Below are 20,425 nucleotides of genomic sequence, written 5' to 3' on the forward strand. Positions count from 1 at the left end.
GATGGGGAGCAGCCGTTTCTCCTCCGCTGCACAGGGTGCAGTTTCCCGGCGGCGCCTGCTGGCCGGCGGGCTGGCGCTTTCCGCGGCAGCGGCCCTGCCCGGCTGCAAGTCGCGCATGTCCGGCCTGCTGACCGGGGCGGACGCCCATCCGGCTGACTACCCCACCGTGAAGGCGGTGGAGTTCATGGGCCAATACCTGGCCGAGCGGACGGGCGGGCGCCTGGGGATCAAGGTCTATGCCGGTGGCCAGCTGGGCAGCGAGACCGATACCCTGGAGATAACCAGCTTCGGCGGCCTGGACCTCAACCGCGTGAACTTCGCGCCGCTCAATTCGGTCGAACCGATGACGCTGCCGTTCTCGTTGCCGTTCGTCTTCGAATCGGTGCCGCACATGCGCCGCGTGGTCGACAGTGAAGTGGGCGAGGAAGTGCTCGCGGCGATGGAGCCACACGGCCTGATCGGCCTGTGCATTTACGATTCAGGCGCGCGCAGTTTCTACAACACGCGCCGTGCGATCCGCACGCCCGACGACATGGCCGGCCTGAAGCTGCGCGTGCCGGCATCGGATCTCTACGTGGCGATGATCAATGCGCTTGGCGCGAACGCCGTGCCAATCCCGTTCGGCGAAGTCTACCAGTCGCTGGCCCAGGGGGTGATCGACGGGGCGGAGAACAACTGGCCTTCGTTCGTCAGCGCACGCCATTACGAAGTTGCCACGTACCAGAGCCTGACCGAGCACCTGCTGACGCCTGAGGCGCTTGTGATGAGCAAGATAAGCTGGGATCGCCTCTCGCCCGAAGACCAGGACCTGGTGCGCGAAGCGGCCCGGTTGTCGGTCGGTGAGATGCGGCGCCTGTGGGATCTGCGCGTGACAGAGGCGAAGGCGACGATCGCCGCCTCCTCCGTCGCGGTGAACGAAGTCGAGAAAGAACCGTTCGCCGCGCTGATGCGCCCGGTCTGGGAACAGTTCATCACCACGCCACAGCAAAAATCGGTCGTCGAACGCATCCTTGCGATGAGGGAGGGTTGATCATGGCCGCAACCATCGCGCGCTGGCTGATCGGCTTCGGCGCAGCCGGGCTGATCGCCATGACGGCAATCATCGGCTGGCAGGTCTTCGGTCGTTTCATGCTCGATTCGAGCCCGTCCTGGACCGAGCAGGCCTCGCTGATCCTGATGATCTGGTACGTCATGTTCGCCTCGGCCGCCGGCGTGTACGAAGGCTTCCACATCCGTATCACTTTGCTGGAAGAGAAGCTGGGCGACAGCAGCCGGGGCGTTGCACGGATGGTCGCGCTGGTCATCGCGCTCGCGGGTCTGGTGCTGCTGATCTACGGCGCGCAGCTTTGCTGGGCGGTAAGGGGCAATGCCGTGCCTTCGCTGGGATTGAGCCGGGCCGTTGCCTATGTCCCGCTGCCGATATCCGGCCTGCTGATGACCGTGTTCGCGATCCCGCAAATCCTGCGCGGCCGCAGTCCGGTAGAAGAGGGTAACGCCTGATGGAACTCCTGGTCCTTTTCGGCGTGCTGTTCATACTGCTGGCGATCGGTGTGCCGGTGGCCTTTTCGCTGCTGGCGGCGGCGCTGTGCTGCTTTGCGGCGATGGGCATTCCTCCGATCGTCGCAGTTCAGCGCGTTGCCGCGGGCATCAGCGTGTTTACGCTGATGGCGATCCCGTTCTTCATCTTCGCGGGCGACCTGATGTACCGGGCGGGCATTGCCGACCGGCTCGTGCGCGTGGCGGACGCCGCCGTCGGCCGGGTTCGCGGCGGCCTCGGCATTGTCGATGTCGGTGCCTCGATGATGTTCGGCGCGGTGTCGGGTTCGGCCATTGCCAGCGCCTCTGCCATCGGCTCCACGATGGTGCCGTTGATGCGGGACAAGGGCTATCCCGGCGATTACGCGGTCAACGTTACCGTCACCGCGGCGATCGTCGGCCTGCTGATCCCGCCATCGCACAACATGATCATCTATTCGGCGGCTTCGGGGATCGGCGTTTCGATCGGCGACCTGTTCCTGGCCGGTATCATCCCGGGCCTGCTGACGGGGGCGATGTTGATGCTCGCCGCGTGGGTGGTGGCCCGGCGCCGCGGCCTGCCGGTGGGGCGCTTCCCCGGCTGGCGTGAATTCATCCGCGCTGCGGCCTATGCCATCCCCGGCCTGATGACGGCGGTCATCATCATGGGCGGCATTCTCAGCGGCTTCTTCACCCCCACCGAAAGCTCGGCCGTGGCGGTGATCTATACGGTGCTGATCGGCGCATTCGTCTATCGCAGTCTCGGCTGGCGGGGCACGTGGGAGGCGGCGGCCAAGTCCGTCCGGACAGCCTCGATGGTCCTGTTCATCATTGCCGCCGCGACGGCTTTCGGCTTCGCGCTGGCGCTGCTGGAAGTGCCGGCGGCGCTTGCCTCGCTGATCGCGCTGATGACCGAGAATCCGCTGCTGACCCTGCTGATCATCAATCTCATGCTCCTGGCGCTGGGCACGTTCATGGACATGGCCCCGCTGATCGTGATCACGACGCCGATCTTCCTGCCCGTGGCGATGGGCGTGGCGGTGGACCCGGTGCATTTCGGGATCATCATGATGCTGAACCTGGGCATCGGCCTCGTCACGCCGCCGGTGGGATCGGTGCTCTTCGTCGGCTCGGCAGTGGGCAAGGTGCCGGTGACCGCGCTGGTGCGCACGATCTGGCCGTTCTACCTGACCCTGATCGCGGCCCTGCTGCTAATCACTTATGTCCCGGCACTGTCGCTCTGGCTGCCGCAGGTTATCGGGCAATAGCGCGCGCTAGAGCGTAACGCCGCGCTTCCAGATCGAAATGACCCGCTGACCGCTGCGTTCGGCAGCCGTGGGCTCGCCGCTGGCAATGGCGAGCAGCCGGCGCGCGAAATCGGCGGCCACGGCCTCGCGTCCTTCGTCCAGCATCCGCCCCGCGTCGAAATCGATCCACCCGGCCTTGTCGCGCGCAAGGTGCGAATTGGAGGCGACCTTGACCGTCGGCACCGGGAAGCCCAGCGGCGTCCCCCGCCCGGTGGTGAAGAGGATCATCGTCGCGCCGGCCGCTGCCAGCGCGGTCGAGGATACGGCGTCGTTGCCAGGCGCTTCCAGCAGCGTCAGGCCGGGCCGGGTGGCCTGTTCGCCGTAGTCGATGACATCGACCAGCGGCGCCTGCCCCCCCTTCTGCACCGCACCCAGCGACTTTTCCTCCAGCGTGGTGATGCCGCCGGCGATATTGCCGGGGGAGGGGTTTTCGGAAACCGGCTGTCCCTGGTCGAGGAAGTAGCGTTTGAACCGGTTGAGCAGGGCGCCTGCCGCCTCGAACACTTCGGGCGAGGTGGCGCGGGAAAACAGGGCCTGTTCCGCGCCGAAGATTTCGGGGATCTCGGTCAGTATGGCTTTCGACCCGCTGGCCGCCAGGCGGTCGCTGAACAGGCCGAGGAGGGGGTTCGCGGTAAGGCCGGAGAGCGCGTCCGAACCCCCGCACTTGAGACCGACGGCCAGGGCCGACGCCGGTGCCGTCTCACGCTCCGCGGGGGCGAGGAGATCGACCAGCTCGTCCACGACGCGCATCGTTTCCGCCCGCTCGTCCCCCGCATCCTGCGCGCGGACCACGCGCAGCTTGCCGCGGCTCGCGGGATCGACGGATTCGACTAGGTCGTCGAGTTGGTTGGACTCGCAGCCCAGGCCGACCAGGACTACCCCGCCGGCATTGGGATTGGCGCACAGGCTGGCCAGCGCGCGGCGCGTCCCTGTCAGGTCGTCACCCAGCTGCGAACAGCCGTGCGGATGGCCGAACCCCGCGATCGCGTCGATCCGCCCGGCATGGCGCGCGGCGCATTCGCGCGCCACGTCTTCGACCAGCGGCGCAACGCAGCCGACGGTCGGCAGGAGCCAGATCTCGTTGCGGGTCGCGAAGCGCCCGTCGGCCCGGCGGTAACCCTGCCATGCGGGCAGCGGCTCTGCGATCAGCTCCGGGCCCGACGCCTCTGCCGGGCGATAGGCGACTTCGCCCGAAAGCGCGGTGGCGAGGTTGTGCCGGTGCACGTGTTCCCCCGCAGCCGCGCGCCGCGTCGCATGGCCGATCGCCGCACCGAAGCGGATCACCGGCTCCCCCTGGGCCAGGTCTGCCAGGGCGAACTTGTGACCGGCCGGGACATCGTCGCGGATACGTATTTTTGCCCCTTCGACCTGCACCGACGCACCGGCAGGCAGCGCCTCCAGCGCGGTTGCCACGTTGTCGGCGCGGTTGACCCGTATTGCCTGCAATCGTGCGGTTTGTGTCATGGGGACGGTGGGTTCCAGATGCTTCGAAGACGGAGCTGCATAACCCCGAAAGTGTTAGATTAACGCCATTGATACCGGTTTCCAAAACCTGCGCCAAGTGGCATATCGCAAGTGCTCGCGAACCGACGTGCAAATGACGCAGGAGAAGATGCCCCGATGCCGCGCCCGCTGACCCTACATCCCGATCGGCTCCTGCCGAACGAACCCGCCGTGCGCGGTATTGCGCGCGAACTCCATGCCTCGGTCGCCGACCTGCCGATCGTCAGCCCCCATGGCCACACCGATCCCGCGTGGTTTGCCACCAATGCGCCGTTCGGCAATGCGACCGAGCTGCTGCTCGTGCCCGACCACTACCTTTTCCGGATGCTCTATTCGCAGGGCATCAGGCTGGAAGACCTCGGTATCTCGGGGCACGAGGCTGATCCGCGCGCGGCCTGGCGCATCCTGGCCGAAAACTATCACCTGTTTCGCGGAACGCCGTCGCGCATCTGGCTCGACTGGGTCTTTGCAGAGGCTTTCGGGATCGACGTGCAGCTCGATTCCGAAACGGCCGATCACTATTACGACACGATCACCGAAAAGCTCGCGACCGAGGCGTTCCGCCCGCGCGCACTGTTCGACCGCTACAATATCGAAGTGATCGCGACGACCGAAGGTCCGCTCGACACGCTCGACCATCATCGCGCGATCGCCGCCAGCGACTGGGGCGGCCGGGTCATCACCGCCTATCGCCCGGACCCGGTGGTCGACCCCGAGTTCGAAGGGTTCGCCGACAATCTGGCGCGTCTGTCGCAGGTTTCGGGCGAAGACTGTTCGCACTGGGCGGGATACCTTGCTGCCCACCGCGCGATGCGTGCCGTGTTCAAGGCCGCCGGCGCGACGTCGACCGACCACGGGCACCCCACCGCGCGGACGGCTGACCTCCCGGCGGGGGAGGCGCAGGCGCTGTTCGACCGGGTGAAGGGCGGCAATGCCTCGGCCGCAGACGCGGAGCTGTTCCGCGCGCAGATGCTGACCGAAATGGCCGCGATGAGCGTGGAGGACGGACTGGTCATGCAGATCCATCCCGGCAGCTTCCGCAATCACAACGCGACGCTGTTCGAACGGTTCGGACGCGACAAGGGCGCGGATATCCCCACTCGCACCGACTATGTCCACGCGCTCAAGCCCCTGCTCGACCGGTTCGGGGCGGAGCGCGACCTGTCGATCATCCTCTTCACGCTCGACGAAAGCGCCTATGCCCGCGAACTGGCCCCGCTGGCCGGCCATTACCCGTGCCTGCGCCTGGGCCCGGCATGGTGGTTCCATGACAGCCCGGAGGGGATGCGGCGGTTCCGCCTGATGACGACCGAGACGGCCGGCTTTTACAACACGGTCGGCTTCAACGACGATACGCGGGCCTTCCTGTCGATCCCCGCGCGCCACGACGTTGCCCGCCGGATCGATTGCGGTTTCCTGGCCCAGCTGGTGGCCGAACATCGGATCGAGGACTGGGAGGCGGCCGAACTGGCGCGCGAACTTGCATACGACCTGGCCAAGCGGGCCTATCGCCTGTGAGGCTCGGCCCCGACACGCTTGGCACCCTGCCGGCAGAGATCGCGCAATGCGGCTACGACCGGGCGGGCCAGGCCATCGGCGTGGTCCATTTCGGGATCGGGGCATTCCACCGGGCACACCAGGCCTGGTATCTCGACCGCGCGATGGCCGCGGGCGAGCGCGACTGGGCGATCAGCGCCCTGACCCTGCGCTCGCCGACAGTTGCGGAGCAGCTGGGCCCGCAGGACGGCCTCTATTCCCTGACCGAGCGGGCAGGCGCGGGCGAGCGGACCCGCGTAATCGGCGCGGTGCGCGAAGTGCTGTTCGCCCGCCCCGATGCCGAGCGTGCGATCGAGCGGGTTGCCGCACCCGAATGCCGGATCGTCAGCTTCACCGTGACCGAGAAGGGCTATTGCCGCGCCGAGAGCGGCGGGCTGGACCTCGAACGTGCGCAGGAGAGCTTCTATCCGGTCCTGAGCGCAGCGCTGGCGCAGCGCGCGGCACGGGGGCAGGCGGGGGTTACCCTGCTGTCCTGCGACAACCTGGCCGGCAACGGCGCGGTCCTGCACGGGCTGGTGCGTGAATGGCTTGCCGCCCACTCGCCCGATACGCTCGCCTGGTTCGAGGCGAACTGCACGAGCCCGTCGACAATGGTCGACCGGATCGTGCCGCGCACGACCGAGGCCGACCTGCAGGCGCTGGAAGAACGTCTGGGCCTGGAAGATCGCGGCGCGGTGTTCACCGAACGCTTCAGCCAGTGGGTGATCGAGGACGACTTTGCCGCCAGGCGCCCTCGCTGGGAGGAACTGGGCGTGCAGATGGTGGCCGACGTTGCTCCTTACGAGGCGGCGAAGCTGCGAATGCTCAACGGCGCCCATTCGTTGCTGGCCTATTGCGGGCTGCGTGCCGGGCATACTTACGTTCACGAGGCGGCAGGCGATCCGGCGCTTCGCCAGCTGGCCGAACGGCTGATGGTGGACGAGGCCATGCCAACGCTCGATCCCGCGCCGGGGCAGGACCTGGCCGCCTATGCGCGCGATCTGCTGACGCGCTTCGCCGACCCGGCCCTGCGCCACCGGCTGGACCAGATCGCGATGGACGGGACGCAAAAGATCCCCCAGCGCTGGCTCGACACGGCGGCATGGCACTGCGCGCGCGGACAGGCGCCGGGTGCGATCCGCGAGGCTTTCGATGCCTGGTGCTGGCACCTCGCCGACGCGCGGTTCGTCGATGACCCGGAAGCCAAACGGCTCGTCAGGGCTGCTTCCGGGGGTGGGAGGCAAACGCTGCTCGATGCATGTTTCGGGGGCGGCGCTGGTGCCCCCCTGTGGCCCGAGTACGCCCACTTGCGTCCGCTCTTCGAAGGTCGCCGAGGCGGTTCCTGACATCCTCCTCAGCCGCCAGCCAATTGCCCCAGGGTGCGGCCGTCTTCGGCAGAGATCGAGAGGGTGAGGCGAGCGCCGAAGGGAGCGCCGTCTTCGAACATCGCACGCGTTTCCGCATGGTCCATGTCCGCATTGGCTGCGATCCGCTCCCCCGCCGAATTACGGCCCAGCACGATGGTCAGCGGCCCTCGCTCGCTCTCGACGATCGTATAGGTTTCCACGGTCAGCCCGGTCTGTTCGCCAATCGCCTTGCGCACGGCTGCCGCTTGCGGTGGCAGCGCGATCGTGCGGTCGGCACCGGACCAGTCGGCAGCGTCGGTGGAATAGATCGCGGCCGAATATTTGCTCATGAGCCCGCCGTTGGCGCCGACGAGGGCATAACTGCCCGGCGTCGCCCGCGCGCGCGACACGGCTTCGGCAATCGCATGGGTGGAATAGTTGTTTCCCGGTCCGCCGAAGAACGGCAGGCCGCCGGTCAGCGTCAGACCGCGCGGATCGTCGACAGACAGCCCGAAATGGTCGGTCAGGTTGAAGACCGGAATGGCGAAGCAGGAATAGAGATCGATGTGGCGAATCTCGTCGAAAGTGCGCCCGCACCGCGCAAGCGCAGCCTCGATTGCGGCGGTAGAGGCCGGGCTGCGGCCCAGGTCTGCGCGTGCCATCGGCGATGGTTCGCTGGCGGCAGCGACGGCGTGGATGTGGACCCAGCGGCTTTCGGGGACGCCCAGCTCACGCGCTTTCCGCATCGAAGCGACGATGATGGCCGCCCCCTGGTTCACCTGATCCCGCGCCACCGTCATTCGCGGATAAGGTTCGGCCACGATGCGGTTGCGCGGTGTCACGGCAGCAAGATCGTGCGCGGTGCGGGCGACTGGCGCCGCGGCGTGGGGATTCGCGGCGGCGACGCGGGTGAAGGGGGCGAACAGTTCGCCCATCGCCTGGCGATAGCTGTCGGGAGAAAGGCGCAGACGGGCGCGCCGGGCGTTCTCGAATAGCGCGTAGTGTGCGATGGCGCTGGCGGCACCGTGGCGGAGCAGTTCGGTATCGAACAGATCGTCCAGGCCATAGCCGCGATCTTCCAGTTCGTCGCCCACGTCTTCCGACCAGTCGCGCGTTTCGCCGGCCTTGCTCAGCGCGCGGACGGTCGAAATCGCCTCCGCCCCTGCAATTGCGGCGACCTCGCTCCGGCCCTGGGCGATATCGGTGGCAAATTCGCCGATCAGGTTCTGACCGGTCTGCCCGCCGGTCGTTTCCAGAATTGCCCGGTGCGGATTGGCACCGACCCGTCGAGCGATCGCGCGCGGGGGATTGTCGGCTCTGCCGAAGGGGGCCTTCGTATCCGGCCGCGACATTTCGAACTGGCGAATTGCGCCCAGCGTATCGATAGCTGCCGGGAGCCCCGACGCTGCGCCGGCATCCGCAATTGCGGCCGCGAGAGCATCACCGGCGAGATCCATCGGCGAACGTGCGCGATAATCGGGCGCGTCCGTGCGTTCGGAGATCTGGCCGATGCCAATGATAACCGGTGTATTGCCGCCGTCTTCGTTCATGTCTGTCGCTCTCTCCAATATGGTCGCGGCTTGCGGAGCCATTGCCAGTGTCCGGGATCGACCCTAGTGCAAGCCGGGTGATCGACAAGTCCGCCTTCCGCAATGCCCTCGGCAGTTTTGTGACGGGGGTAACGATCGTCACCGCGCGCGATCGCGAAGGCAATCCAGTGGGGCTGACGGCGAACAGCTTCAATTCCGTCTCGCTCGATCCGCCGATGGTTTTGTGGAGTCTTTCGCTGGGCAGCGCCAGCCTCCCCGCCTTTCGCGATGCGACCGCCTGGGCCGTTCACGTGCTGGCCTGCGATCAGCAGGACATGTCCGACCGGTTTGCGCGCCGCGGGGTGGACAAGTTCGCCGGCCTGACCGTGACCGATGGCCCGGAAGGCGCGCCGCTGATCGCAGGATACGCGGCACGCTTCGGCTGCCGTGCCCGCTTCGAATACGAGGGCGGGGATCACGCGATTTTCTTGGGCGAGGTAATCGATTTCGATCGCAGCGATGTCGATCCGCTGATCTATCACGGCGGGCGTTACGGACGGGTCATGCCGACGGGGGCGGAGGAACCGGAGGCGCAGGACCACGCACAGCTGGCGGCGCTCGGTCTCGCGCGCGCCGATGCAGACGGCTGGCGACTGACGGAGCAGGGCGCGGCACAGCTTGCATTGTTGCGACGGATCTCCGAACGGAACTGACGCGCTTGCACATATAAGAATATCTTTATATGTGTCTCACCCATGCGTATCGAAACTATCATGCGGGCCCTCGCCGATCCGACGCGGCTGCGGATCATGCGGCTGCTTTCCGCTATGGAACTGGCTGTGGGCGAACTAGCGCAGGTTCTGGGTCAGAGCCAGCCGCGGGTTTCGCGCCATGTCGGCATCCTGTGCGATGCCGGCCTGGCCGAACGTCAGCGCGAAGGCAGCTGGGTGTTCCTGCGCGCTTGTGTCGGCAAGGAACGGGGCAGCCCTGTGGGGGAAGCGGTGTCGCGCCTGCTCGCCACGGCAGAGCGTGAGGACGCCGATTTCGCTGCCGCCTGCGCCGACGATCGCCGGCAATTGGCTGCGATCCGCGCCGCGCGCGAAAGCAGCGCCGAAACCTATTTTGCCCGCCACGCCGAAGTGTGGGACGAACTGCGCCAGCTTCACAGCCCCGACGAACAGGTCGAGGCGAAACTGGTAGAGGCGCTGGGCGATGCGCCGCTGGGCCGGCTGCTCGACATTGGCACCGGCACGGGGCGGATGGCCGAACTGTTCGCCGACCGCGCCGAGGGTGTGGTGGCGCTGGACAAGAGCCTCGACATGCTGCGGTTCGCGCGGGCCAAGTTGCAGAACCTGCCGTCCGACGCGGTCGAACTGGTGCAGGGCGATTTCACTGCACTGCCGTTTTCCGCTCAGGGGTTCGATACCGTCCTGCTGCATCAGGTCCTGCACTTTGCGCAGGACCCCGCCGCCCCGCTGGCGGAGGCAGCGCGAGTCACGCGGCCGGGCGGACGGATCGCGATTGTCGATTTCGCGGCGCACGATCGGGAGGAACTGCGCGATCGGCACGCCCACGTGCGCCTCGGCTTCACCGACGCCGCGATCGCATCCCTGCTGGCGGAGGCGGGTTTCGCCCCGGCCCCCGCGATTGCGCTCGAAGGGGGGGAACTGGTGGTCAAGATCTGGATCGGGCAACGGCTGGGAATGCCGGTCGGGACCCGGCGGAAGGCCAGCCAGTGAGCCCGACTTTCGATCAGATGCAGGAAGCGCGCACCGCGCTCGATGCCCCGCTCTTTTCCGGCCTTGCCGGTGACATCGACGTATCGTTCGAATTCTTCCCGCCGAAGACCGAGAAAATGGCGCAGACATTGTGGGACAGCGTGCAGACGCTTTCGCCGCTTGGCCCGCGCTTCGTGTCCGTCACTTACGGCGCCGGCGGCTCGACTCGCGAGCGCACTCACGAGCAGGTCGTGCGGATCAATCGCGAAGCGGGCATTCCGGCCGCCGCCCACCTGACCTGTGTCGAAGCGACCCGAGAGCAGATCGACGAGGTCGCGCGCCATTACTGGGAAAGCGGTATCCGTCATGTGGTCGCTCTGCGCGGCGATCCGCCTGACGGGCAAGCGCATTACGTTCCGCATCCGGGGGGATACGCCAATGCGGCGGAGCTGACTGCCGGGTTGAAGGCGGTCGCGCCGTTCGAGATTTCGGTCGCCGCCTATCCGGAAGTTCACCCTGACGCGCGCGATGCCGCGGCCGACCTCGACAACCTGAAACGCAAGTTCGATGCCGGGGCGACGCGCGCGATCACGCAGTTCTTCTTCGAACCCGAATGCTTCTTCCGCTTCCGCGACAAGGCGCTGGCGGCCGGGATCGACGGGGAAATCGTTCCCGGCATCATGCCGGTCATGAGCTTTGCCAGCGTTCAGCGCATGGCGGGCCTGTGCGGAACGGCGATCCCCGGATGGATGGCCGGCCTGTTCGATGGGCTGGACGAACGGCCTGCAGCGCGCCAGCTGGTGTCGGCCACGATTGCTGCGGAGCTGTGCCGGCGGCTCTACGCCGGCGGGGTCCGCCAGTTCCACTTCTACACCCTCAACCGGGCAGAGCTGAGCTATGCCATCTGCCACATGCTCGGCCTGCGGCCGCAAGGAGACGACCGATGACCGCACGCGAGCGCCTGTTCGCCGAAGCGGCGAAGCGCATCCTGGTGTTCGATGGGGCTTTCGGAACGCAGATCCAGGCTCGCGGCCTGGGTGAGGGTGACTATGCCGGCACCCTCGGCCTCGGCGCCGATCAGAAGGGCAATAACGACATTCTCGCGCTCACCCGCCCGGATGTGATCGCGCAGATCACGCGCGCTTATCTGGAATCGGGTTCCGATGTTGTGTCCACCAACACATTTTCCGCGAACCGGATCAGCCAGGCCGATTACGCCGCGGAGTCTCGGGTGCGGGACATCAACGTCAGCTCCGCCCGGATTGCGCGCGAACTGGCGGACGAGTTCGAGCAGGCCGACGGGCGCCCCCGCTTTGTCGCCGGCGCGATCGGGCCGACCAACAAGACCCTGTCACTCAGCCCCGATGTCGAGGACCCGGGTTTTCGCGAGATCGACTTCGATTTTCTGACCGAAGTCTATCGCGAGCAGGCAGCCGCGCTGATCGAGGGCGGGGCCGATTTCATCCTGATCGAAACGATCTTCGATACGCTCAATGCCAAGGCCGGGATCATGGCCGCACGCCGGCTGGAAAACGAGCTTGGGCGCGAAGTGCCCGTGATGCTTTCGATGACGTTGACCGACCTTTCCGGCCGGAACCTGTCGGGCCACACGGTCGAGGCGTTCTGGTACGCCGTGCGCCATGCCAACCCGGTTACTATCGGCCTCAATTGCAGTTTCGGCGCGGAGCAGTTGCGACCGCACGTCCAGCTGCTTTCGGGCATCGCCGACACGCTGTTGATGGCGTATCCCAATGCCGGCCTGCCCAATGAACTGGGCGAATACGATGAAGAGCCGGAAACGACTGCGGGACTGGTCAAGGCCTGGGCAGAGAATGGGCGGGCCAATATTCTGGGCGGTTGCTGCGGTTCCACGCCCGAACATATCGCGGCGATTGCCGCTGCGGTCAGCGGCATTGCGCCGCGCAAAATACCGGCGCGCGATACGAAAATGCGGCTCGCCGGGCTCGAACCGTTCTCGATCGCGGCATAAGCGTCATGAACGATTGCATCATTCGCAAGGCCGGGCCTGCCGATGTCGAAGCGCTGGCGCTGATCGGCGGCGCGACTTTCCTCGAAACCTTTGCCGGCGTGCTCGATGGCAATGCACTGCTTGAACATTGCCGGACGCAGCATGCACCGCCGACCTATCGCGCCTATCTGGACAGCGGCGCGAGCGCCTGGCTTGCCGAAATGGGTGGGGCACCGGTCGGCTATGCCCTGCTTGCCCGGCCGGAACTGGACGCGGCGCGTGACGGCGATGTAGAACTGAAGCGGATATATCTGCTCTCCCGCTTCCACGGCAGCGGGATTGCGCGCGACCTGTTCGATGCGGCGCTGGCCGAGGCCGAGGGGTGCCAGCGTATCCTGCTGGGCGTGAAGGCCGACAACGCCCGCGCGATCGCATTCTACCGCAAGCGCGGCTTCGAACAGATCGCGACCCGCCGGTTCGACGTGGGCGGCACGCTTTATGACGATGCCGTTCTGGCGCTTCGATTGGAAGGTGCCACCCGATGACCGATTCCGGTTCTTCCCGCTTCGTCAATATCGGCGAACGCACCAATGTCACCGGCTCCGCCCGCTTCAAGAAGCTGGTGATGGAAGGCGACTACGCCGCGGCAGTCGAGGTGGCGCGCCAGCAGGTCGAAAACGGCGCCCAGGTGATCGACGTCAACATGGACGAGGGCCTGCTCGACGCGGTCGAGGCGATGACCACGTTCCTCAAGCTGATTGCCGCCGAACCCGACATTGCCCGCGTCCCGGTCATGGTCGACAGTTCCAAGTGGGACGTGATCGAGGCGGGGCTGAAGTGCGTTTCGGGCAAGCCGATCGTCAATTCGATCAGCATGAAGGAAGGCGAGGCACAGTTTCTCGAACATGCCCGGTTGTGCATGGATTATGGCGCTGCCGTCGTCGTCATGGCGTTCGACGAGGCGGGGCAGGCCGACACCAGGGATCGCAAGGTCGAAATCTGCAGCCGCGCTTACAAGCTGCTGACCGGCATCGGCTTCCCGCCGGAAGACATCATCTTCGATCCCAACGTCTTCGCCGTGGCGACCGGTATCGAAGAACACGATCGCTACGCGCTCGATTTTCTTGAGGCGACGCGCGAAATCAAGGCGGCCTGCCCGCATGTCCATATCAGCGGCGGCCTGTCGAATCTGAGCTTCAGCTTTCGCGGCAACGAGACCGTGCGCCGGGCGATGCATTCGGTCTTCCTCTATCATGCGATCCCCGCCGGGATGGACATGGCGATCGTCAACGCAGGGCAGCTCGACGTGTACGATGCGATCGATCCGCAACTGCGCGATGCGTGCGAGGATGTGATCCTGATGCGCAGGCCGGACGCGACCGAGCGGCTGATCGACCTCGCCGAAAGCTACAAGGGCAAGGATGCCAAGGCCGAAAAGGCCGCGCAGGAATGGCGCGGCTGGCCGGTGGAACGGCGGCTGGAACATGCGCTGGTCAAGGGCATCGATGCCCACGTGGTCGAAGATACCGAGGAAGCGCGGCTCGCCGTTGTCGATCGTGCCGGGCGTCCGATCGAGGTGATCGAAGGGCCGCTGATGGACGGGATGAACGTCGTCGGCGATCTGTTCGGCAGCGGCAAGATGTTCCTGCCCCAGGTGGTCAAATCCGCCCGCGTGATGAAGAAGGCGGTCGCCCACCTGATCCCCTATATCGAGGCGGAGAAGGAGGAAGGGGCGCGGGCCAAGGGCACGATCATCATGGCCACGGTGAAGGGCGACGTGCACGATATCGGCAAGAACATCGTCGGCGTCGTGCTGCAATGCAACGGGTACGAGGTGATCGACCTCGGCGTAATGGTCCCGTGGACCAGGATCCTGGAAAGCGCGAACGACAACCAGGCGGATATGATCGGGCTGTCGGGCCTCATTACGCCTTCGCTCGATGAAATGGTGACCGTGGCCGAGGAAATGCAGGCCGCCGGCATGACGATGCCCCTGCTGATCGGCGGCGCGACCACCAGCAAGGTCCACACCGCACTCAGGATCGATCCGGCTTACGAAGGGCCGGTGATTCACGTGCTCGACGCCAGCCGCGCGGTCGGGGTCGCCAGCCGTCTGCTGTCCGATACGCAGTGCGATGCCTTCGTCGCGGATACTGCCGGTGAATACGAGAAGGTGCGCGCCGCGCGCGAGGGCAAGAACAAGAGCGCGCTGCTGAGCCTGGAAGAAGCGCGGGCGAATTTCTACGACGCCTATCTCAGCGACAAGCCCGCTCCGCCCGCTGCGCCCGGCGTGCACGTGTTCGACGACTGGTCGCTGGATGATCTGCGCGAATATATCGACTGGACGCCGTTCTTCCGCGCCTGGGAACTGCATGGCACCTGGCCTTCGATCCTGGACGACGACATTGTGGGCGAAACGGCGCGCAGTCTGAAGGACGATGCCGACGCGCTGCTATCGCGCATCGTTGAGGAAAAGTGGCTGACGGCGAAAGGCGTTGCCGGGCTGTGGCCTTGCGCGCGCGATGGCGACGACGTGACGATCCATCTGGATGACAGGGAAGAACACGTCGTTCTGTCGTTCCTGCGCCAGCAGGTGAAGAAATCGCGCGACCGGGCCAACATGTGCCTTGCCGACTTTATCGATCCGGCGGGCGACTGGATTGGCGGGTTTGCGGTCGGCATCCACGGTATCGAGCCGCATTCCGCCCGCTTCCGCGAGGACAAGGACGATTATTCGGACATCCTGCTCAAGGCGCTGGCCGACCGTCTGGCCGAAGCGTTTGCCGAACGGCTTCACAAGCATGTCCGCACCGATCTGTGGGGCTATGCGCCGGAAGAACAGCTGACCAACGACGCACTGATCAAGGAGCAGTATCGCGGCATTCGCCCGGCGCCGGGCTATCCCGCCTGCCCGGATCATAGCCTTAAGCCGATCCTGTTCGAACTTCTCGACGCCGAAAACAACGCCGGGCTGGAACTGACCGAAAGCTATGCCATGTTCCCCACAGCAGCGGTCAGCGGGTTTTACTTCGGGCATCCGGAGGCGGAATATTTCGGCGTTGCGCGGATCGGGCGCGATCAGTTGGAGGATTATGCCGCCCGGCGGGGCGTCGATCTGTCCACCGCCGAACGCTGGCTGCGCCCCAATCTCGATTGACCCGGGCGCAGGGATCGCGCAGGGAACGAACCGTCGATCGGGGAAGCGATTCCCCGGGAACGTCGCGCGGGAGAGATCGCGGGCCTTGCGGCTCGCGGCGCCGAAGGAGCAACCGCCCCGGAAACTCTCAGGCACCCGGACCGCGCGCCGGATGACACTCTGGAAAGTGTCCTGTGCAAGCGGGGCCACCGAAGGTGTAAGCCGGCATTGCCGGTCAGGCTCTCAGGTTTCCCGACAGAGGGGGCAGGTGGAACGGCGCTTCGCAGCGAGGCGTCGCCATGCCAGTCGGGACGATAGATGAGCGAATCCGAAGACAACGCAGAACCTGCGAAACTGCCTCTCGATGCATGGCATCGCGGGCAGGGCGCACGCATGGTGCCCTTCGCCGGGTACGAAATGCCGATTCAGTATGAAGGGATCGTGGCCGAACACGAATGGACCCGCGCCCATGCCGGCCTGTTCGATGTCAGCCATATGGGCCAGCTGCTCGTCAGCGGCGAAGATGCGGCCCAGGCGCTGGAGGCGCTGTTGCCCGGCGATATTGCCGCGCTGAAACCGGGGCGGCTGCGCTATTCGCTGCTGCTGGACGAGAATGGCGGCATTCTCGACGACCTGATGGTGACCAATGTTACTGCCGAAGGCGGCGAGCCGACTTATTATCTGGTCGTCAACGGCGCGACCAAGTGGGACGACATTGCCCATTTGCGGGAACATCTGCCCGATGAAATCACCCTGACCCATCTGGAGGATCAGGCCCTGCTGGCAGTGCAGGGGCCGGAAGCGGCAACGGCCCTGCGCCGCGTGTTCCGTGATGCCATCGGCGATCTGCGCTTCATGCAGGGCACCAGCTTCGAATTCGGTGAGATCGAGATCGGCATAAGCCGGTCGGGCTATACCGGCGAGGATGGCTTCGAGCTGTCGGTGCCGGCCGAACACGCCGAAACGATTGCCGGGCGTCTGTGCGCCGAGATCGAGATCAAGCCCATCGGCCTTGGCGCGCGCGATTCGCTGCGCCTGGAAGCGGGGCTGCCGCTTTATGGTCACGACCTTTCGCCGGACACCGATCCGGTCAGCGCCGATCTCACCTTCGCGATCAGCAAGCGGCGGCGCGGCGAAGGCGGCTTTCCCGGGGCGGAGCGCATTCTGGGCCTGCTCGCGGACGGCGCCGAAACCCGGCGTGTGAGGCTGGTGCTAGAAGGTCGCCTCCCTGCGCGCGAGGGCGCGACGATCTTTAGCGGCGATGCCGAAGTCGGCCGGGTCACCAGCGGTGGTTTTGCACCCACCCTCGGGCACCCGATCGCGATGGGCTATGTCGCCAGCGCCCATGCGAACGAAGGCACCGCTCTGGAAATCGAAGTTCGGGGCAAGCGCCTGCCGGCAACGGTCACGGCGATGCCGTTCGTTCCCCATAATTACTACCGCGGAGACAAGTGATGACCCGATATTTTACCGACGAGCATGAATGGATCGACGTCGACGGCGACACCGCCACTGTCGGAATTACCGATTACGCACAGGGACAGCTGGGCGATATCGTGTTCGTCGAATTGCCCGCCGCTGGCACCTCGGTCGAAAAGGGCAAGGACGCGGCCGTTGTCGAAAGCGTGAAGGCTGCCAGCGACGTCTATGCCCCGATCACCGGCGATGTGACCGAAATCAACGATGCCCTCGATGGCGATCCGGCGCTGGTCAATTCCAGCCCCGAAGGCGATGGCTGGTTTTTCAGGCTGACCATCGCCGACAAGGCCCAGCTCGAAGGGCTGATGGACGAGGCAGCATACAAGAGCTTCGTCGAAGGGTTGTGACCTCGATCTGAGCGCCCGGCGGAAGGCTGGGCCTCAGACAGCCGGCGATCCGCCGATGGCAAAGAACCCCCCTTCTCGGGGGCGCGGGAAAGCAAGACTATGCGCTATCTACCCCTGACCGATACCGATCGCGAGGCGATGCTCGCGAAGATCGGTGCATCTTCGATCGACGCCCTCTTCGCCGATGTGCCGGAGGAAGCCCGGCTTTCCGGGCCGATCGAGGGGCTGCCGCTCCACGCCAGCGAGATGGCGGTTGAACGGCACATGCGGCGCCTGTCCAGGAAGAACCTGGCGGCAGCGGACGCCCCCTTCTTTCTGGGCGCAGGGGCCTATCGCCACCATGTCCCGGCCAGCGTCGACCATGTCATCCAGCGCGGCGAGTTCCTGACCGCCTATACGCCCTACCAGCCGGAAATCGCGCAGGGCACGCTGCAGATGCTGTTCGAATTCCAGACGCAGGTTGCGCGGCTTTACGGTTGCGCCGTGGCCAATGCCTCGATGTACGACGGATCGACTGCGTGCTGGGAAGCGGTGGCGATGGCGGCGCGGGTCACCCGGCGCAAGCGGGTGGTTCTTTCGGGCGCCCTGCATCCGCACTACGCCGAAGTCGTGCGGACGATGGCCAAGTTCACCGATGACGAGATCGCCGATGCGCTCCCCACACTCCAGGGCACGCCCGACAACGACGGGCTGATTGCGCGGATCGACGAGGAAACCTCGTGTGTGGTGGTGCAATACCCCGACATCCTCGGCCGCATTTCCGATCTCGGCGCCATTGCGGAGGCTGCCCATGCCAGGGGCGCGCTGCTGATCGCGGTCAATACCGAGCCGGTGGCGCTGGGGGCGATCAAGTCGCCGGGCGAGCTGGGCGCGGATATCGTCGTCGGTGAAGGGCAGTCGATCGGCGTGGGGCTACAGTTCGGCGGCCCCTATCTGGGCCTGTTCGCGGTCCGCGATGCGAAGCACGTCCGCCAGATGCCGGGCCGTCTGTGCGGCGAGACCGTGGATGCGGAGGGCAAGCGCGGTTTCGTCCTCACGCTTTCCACGCGCGAACAGCATATCCGGCGCGAGAAGGCGACCAGCAACATCTGCACCAACAGCGGGCTGTGCGCCCTGGCGTTCAGCGTCCACATGACCCTGCTGGGCGAGAAAGGGATGCGCCGGCTCGCCGCGTGGAACCATTCGCTGGCGTGCGAGGCGGCCGACCGGCTGGCCCGGATCCCCGGCGTGCGGATATTGAACGACAGCTTCTTCAACGAATTCACCGTCACGATTGGCACCGATGCGCGCGAGGTCGTGCGCAAGTTGGCAGACGACGGCGTTCTGGCCGGCGTCTCGCTTGGCCGGCTGTTCCCGCAAGTCGATGCGCTGAAGGATGGCCTGCTGGTCGCTGTGACCGAAACCACCACGCGAGAGGACATCGAAACCCTGGCCTCCGCCCTGCAGGAGGCGCTGGCATGAACGCTCCGAACAAATCAGGCTGGAAGCCCGAGATAAACGCGGCTGCAGACGGCATGCACGACGGCCCGGCCACGGCAACTGGCAATCGCGCGCTGATGCTGGAAGAGCCGCTGATCTTCGAGATCGGCCATGCCGAAACGACGGGCGTCGATCTGCCGGCAATCGCGGAGGGCAGTGCGAACCGTCTCGGCGGGATGGAGCGGACGGAAACGTTCGGCCTGCCCGGATTGTCGGAGCCGGAGACGATCCGCCATTACACGCGGTTGAGCCGGCAGAATTACGCCATCGATCTAGGGCTGTTCCCGCTCGGCAGCTGCACGATGAAGCACAATCCGCGGCTGAACGAGAAAGTGGCGCGTATGCCCGGCTTCGCCGATGTGCACCCGCTCCAGCCGGCATCGACCGTGCGCGGCGCGCTGGAAGTGATCAACGAACTGGCGTTCTGGCTGCTCGAGCTGACCGGAATGCATGGCGTGGCGATGAGCCCGAAGGCCGGCGCGCATGGCGAGCTGTGCGGTATCCTGTGCATTCGCGCTGCGCTGGAAGCTCGCGGCGACGCGCGCGAGGTGATCCTGGTGCCCGAAAGCGCGCACGGAACCAATCCGGCCACCGCCGCCTTCGCCGGGTACCGGGTGGAGAATATCCCCGCAAATTCCGACGGCCGGGTCGATCTGGAGGCGCTGAAGGCGCGCCTGGGGCCGGATGTTGCGGCGGTGATGATCACCAATCCCAATACCTGCGGCCTGTTCGAACCCGACATGAAGGCGATATCCGATGCGGTCCATGCCGCCGGCGGCTTCGTCTACTGCGACGGCGCCAATTTCAACGCGATCGTGGGCAAGGTGCGGCCCGGCGACCTCGGCGTCGATGCCATGCACATCAATCTGCACAAGACTTTCTCCACCCCCCACGGCGGCGGCGGGCCAGGGTCGGGACCGGTGGTCCTGTCCGAAGCCCTGTCGCCATACGGCCCGCTGCCTTTCACCGCGCGCACCGCGGACGGCGTTGTCCATCTGGTGGAGGAAGAGAACGCGGCCGAGTTCGAACATACCCGTGCCTTCGGGCGGATGACGGCCTTCCACGGCCAGATGGGCATGTTCACCCGGGCGCTCGCCTATATCCTCAGCCACGGCGCGGATGGGCTGAAGCAGGTGGCCGAAGATGCCGTGCTGAATGCCAATTACATTCTGCGCAGCCTCGACGATCTGCTGGAAGCCCCATTCGGCCACAGCGGGCCGTGCATGCACGAGGCGCTGTTCGGCGACAAAGGCTTTGGCGAAGGGCTCTCGACGCTCGATCTGGCAAAATCGCTGATCGACGAAGGGTATCATCCGATGACGATGTATTTCCCGCTCGTCGTTCATGGCGCGATGCTGATCGAACCGACCGAGACGGAGAGCAAGGCAGGGCTGGACCAGTTTATCGCGGCGCTCCGCAGCGTGGCGGAACGGGCGAAATCGGGCGACGAGAGCATGAAGCAGGCGCCCTATTATGCTCCGCGCCGCCGGCTGGACGAGACGCAGGCCGCGCGCAAGCCGGTTCTCGGCTGGCAGGGCCCGGGCGACACCTGACGGGAAGG

At 65.9% G+C, this 20,425-nt stretch carries 17 protein-coding genes and 1 riboswitch; of the genes, 15 read left to right on the forward strand and 2 right to left on the reverse strand.

Annotation, left to right across the window (positions count from 1 at the left end; translation table 11 throughout):
* The first annotated feature begins 1 nt into the window (after position 1).
* The 3 genes from AM2010_RS12785 to AM2010_RS12795 are packed head-to-tail and all read left to right on the forward strand — an operon-like array spanning position 2 to position 2,783.
* Positions 2–1,030: a TRAP transporter substrate-binding protein gene (locus AM2010_RS12785; RefSeq protein ID WP_053044086.1), complete on the forward strand. Its 1,029-nt coding sequence runs from the start codon at positions 2–4 to the stop codon at positions 1,028–1,030.
* A gap of 2 nt (positions 1,031–1,032) precedes the next feature.
* Positions 1,033–1,500, forward strand: coding sequence for a TRAP transporter small permease (locus AM2010_RS12790; protein ID WP_047807399.1), 468 nt, complete (start codon positions 1,033–1,035; stop codon positions 1,498–1,500).
* Positions 1,500–2,783: a TRAP transporter large permease gene (locus AM2010_RS12795; protein WP_047807400.1), complete on the forward strand. Its 1,284-nt coding sequence runs from the start codon at positions 1,500–1,502 to the stop codon at positions 2,781–2,783. The genes AM2010_RS12790 and AM2010_RS12795 overlap by 1 nt, the downstream gene beginning before the upstream one ends.
* A gap of 6 nt (positions 2,784–2,789) precedes the next feature.
* Here AM2010_RS12795 and AM2010_RS12800 read toward each other — a convergent pair whose 3' ends face one another.
* Positions 2,790–4,286 carry a UxaA family hydrolase gene (locus AM2010_RS12800; protein WP_047807401.1) on the reverse strand — a complete coding sequence of 499 codons (1,497 nt, stop codon included), beginning with the start codon at positions 4,284–4,286 and terminating at the stop codon, positions 2,790–2,792.
* Between the two features lie 156 nt (positions 4,287–4,442).
* Between AM2010_RS12800 and uxaC the strand changes: the two genes are divergently transcribed.
* Together uxaC and AM2010_RS12810 are read left to right on the forward strand one after the other, a co-directional pair.
* Positions 4,443–5,843 (forward strand): glucuronate isomerase, encoded by a 1,401-nt coding sequence (gene uxaC, locus AM2010_RS12805; protein ID WP_047807402.1) that lies wholly within the window; start codon positions 4,443–4,445, stop codon positions 5,841–5,843.
* Positions 5,840–7,207 (forward strand): mannitol dehydrogenase family protein, encoded by a 1,368-nt coding sequence (locus tag AM2010_RS12810; RefSeq protein WP_082132926.1) that lies wholly within the window; start codon positions 5,840–5,842, stop codon positions 7,205–7,207. Before uxaC ends, AM2010_RS12810 begins: the two co-directional genes overlap by 4 nt.
* Before the next feature lie 8 nt (positions 7,208–7,215).
* Here the strand turns inward: AM2010_RS12810 and AM2010_RS12815 are convergent, their stop codons facing one another.
* Positions 7,216–8,757, reverse strand: a complete 1,542-nt coding sequence (locus AM2010_RS12815) for an acetyl-CoA acetyltransferase (RefSeq protein WP_047807403.1) — start codon at positions 8,755–8,757, stop codon at positions 7,216–7,218.
* Between the two features lie 77 nt (positions 8,758–8,834).
* Here AM2010_RS12815 and AM2010_RS12820 point away from each other — a divergent pair, with 77 nt between their 5' ends.
* The 10 genes from AM2010_RS12820 to gcvPB all read left to right on the forward strand — a co-directional run bounded on the left by AM2010_RS12820 (position 8,835) and on the right by gcvPB (position 20,417).
* On the forward strand, positions 8,835–9,449 hold the full coding sequence (locus tag AM2010_RS12820) for a flavin reductase family protein (RefSeq protein ID WP_047807404.1): 615 nt from the start codon (positions 8,835–8,837) through the stop codon (positions 9,447–9,449).
* 42 nt (positions 9,450–9,491) lie between these two features.
* Positions 9,492–10,475: an ArsR/SmtB family transcription factor gene (locus AM2010_RS12825; protein ID WP_047807405.1), complete on the forward strand. Its 984-nt coding sequence runs from the start codon at positions 9,492–9,494 to the stop codon at positions 10,473–10,475.
* Positions 10,476–10,492: 17 nt separating this feature from the next.
* Positions 10,493–11,401 carry a methylenetetrahydrofolate reductase gene (gene metF, locus AM2010_RS12830; RefSeq protein ID WP_047807980.1) on the forward strand — a complete coding sequence of 303 codons (909 nt, stop codon included), beginning with the start codon at positions 10,493–10,495 and terminating at the stop codon, positions 11,399–11,401.
* Positions 11,398–12,444 carry a homocysteine S-methyltransferase family protein gene (locus tag AM2010_RS12835; protein WP_047807406.1) on the forward strand — a complete coding sequence of 349 codons (1,047 nt, stop codon included), beginning with the start codon at positions 11,398–11,400 and terminating at the stop codon, positions 12,442–12,444. Before metF ends, AM2010_RS12835 begins: the two co-directional genes overlap by 4 nt.
* Before the next feature lie 5 nt (positions 12,445–12,449).
* Complete coding sequence (locus AM2010_RS12840; RefSeq protein ID WP_047807407.1) at positions 12,450–12,968, forward strand: GNAT family N-acetyltransferase; 519 nt, start codon at positions 12,450–12,452, stop codon at positions 12,966–12,968.
* Positions 12,965–15,580 (forward strand): methionine synthase, encoded by a 2,616-nt coding sequence (gene metH / locus AM2010_RS12845; RefSeq protein ID WP_047807408.1) that lies wholly within the window; start codon positions 12,965–12,967, stop codon positions 15,578–15,580. The genes AM2010_RS12840 and metH overlap by 4 nt, the downstream gene beginning before the upstream one ends.
* Before the next feature lie 57 nt (positions 15,581–15,637).
* A riboswitch (glycine riboswitch) is annotated at positions 15,638–15,733 on the forward strand.
* A gap of 144 nt (positions 15,734–15,877) precedes the next feature.
* On the forward strand, positions 15,878–17,014 hold the full coding sequence (gcvT, locus tag AM2010_RS12850; RefSeq protein WP_047807409.1) for a glycine cleavage system aminomethyltransferase GcvT: 1,137 nt from the start codon (positions 15,878–15,880) through the stop codon (positions 17,012–17,014).
* Positions 17,014–17,385: a glycine cleavage system protein GcvH gene (gene gcvH / locus AM2010_RS12855; RefSeq protein WP_047807410.1), complete on the forward strand. Its 372-nt coding sequence runs from the start codon at positions 17,014–17,016 to the stop codon at positions 17,383–17,385. The genes gcvT and gcvH overlap by 1 nt, the downstream gene beginning before the upstream one ends.
* Positions 17,386–17,484: 99 nt before the next feature.
* Entirely contained in the window at positions 17,485–18,846 is a 1,362-nt protein-coding gene (gene gcvPA / locus AM2010_RS12860) for an aminomethyl-transferring glycine dehydrogenase subunit GcvPA (RefSeq protein ID WP_047807411.1), read from the forward strand.
* The gene (gene gcvPB, locus AM2010_RS12865) at positions 18,843–20,417 is read left to right on the forward strand and encodes an aminomethyl-transferring glycine dehydrogenase subunit GcvPB (RefSeq protein ID WP_047807412.1); all 1,575 of its coding nucleotides are present in this window, start codon (positions 18,843–18,845) and stop codon (positions 20,415–20,417) included. Before gcvPA ends, gcvPB begins: the two co-directional genes overlap by 4 nt.
* Positions 20,418–20,425 lie beyond the last annotated feature (8 nt).

It is taken from the genome of Pelagerythrobacter marensis (assembly GCF_001028625.1).
Classification (GTDB): Bacteria; Pseudomonadota; Alphaproteobacteria; order Sphingomonadales; family Sphingomonadaceae; genus Pelagerythrobacter; species Pelagerythrobacter marensis.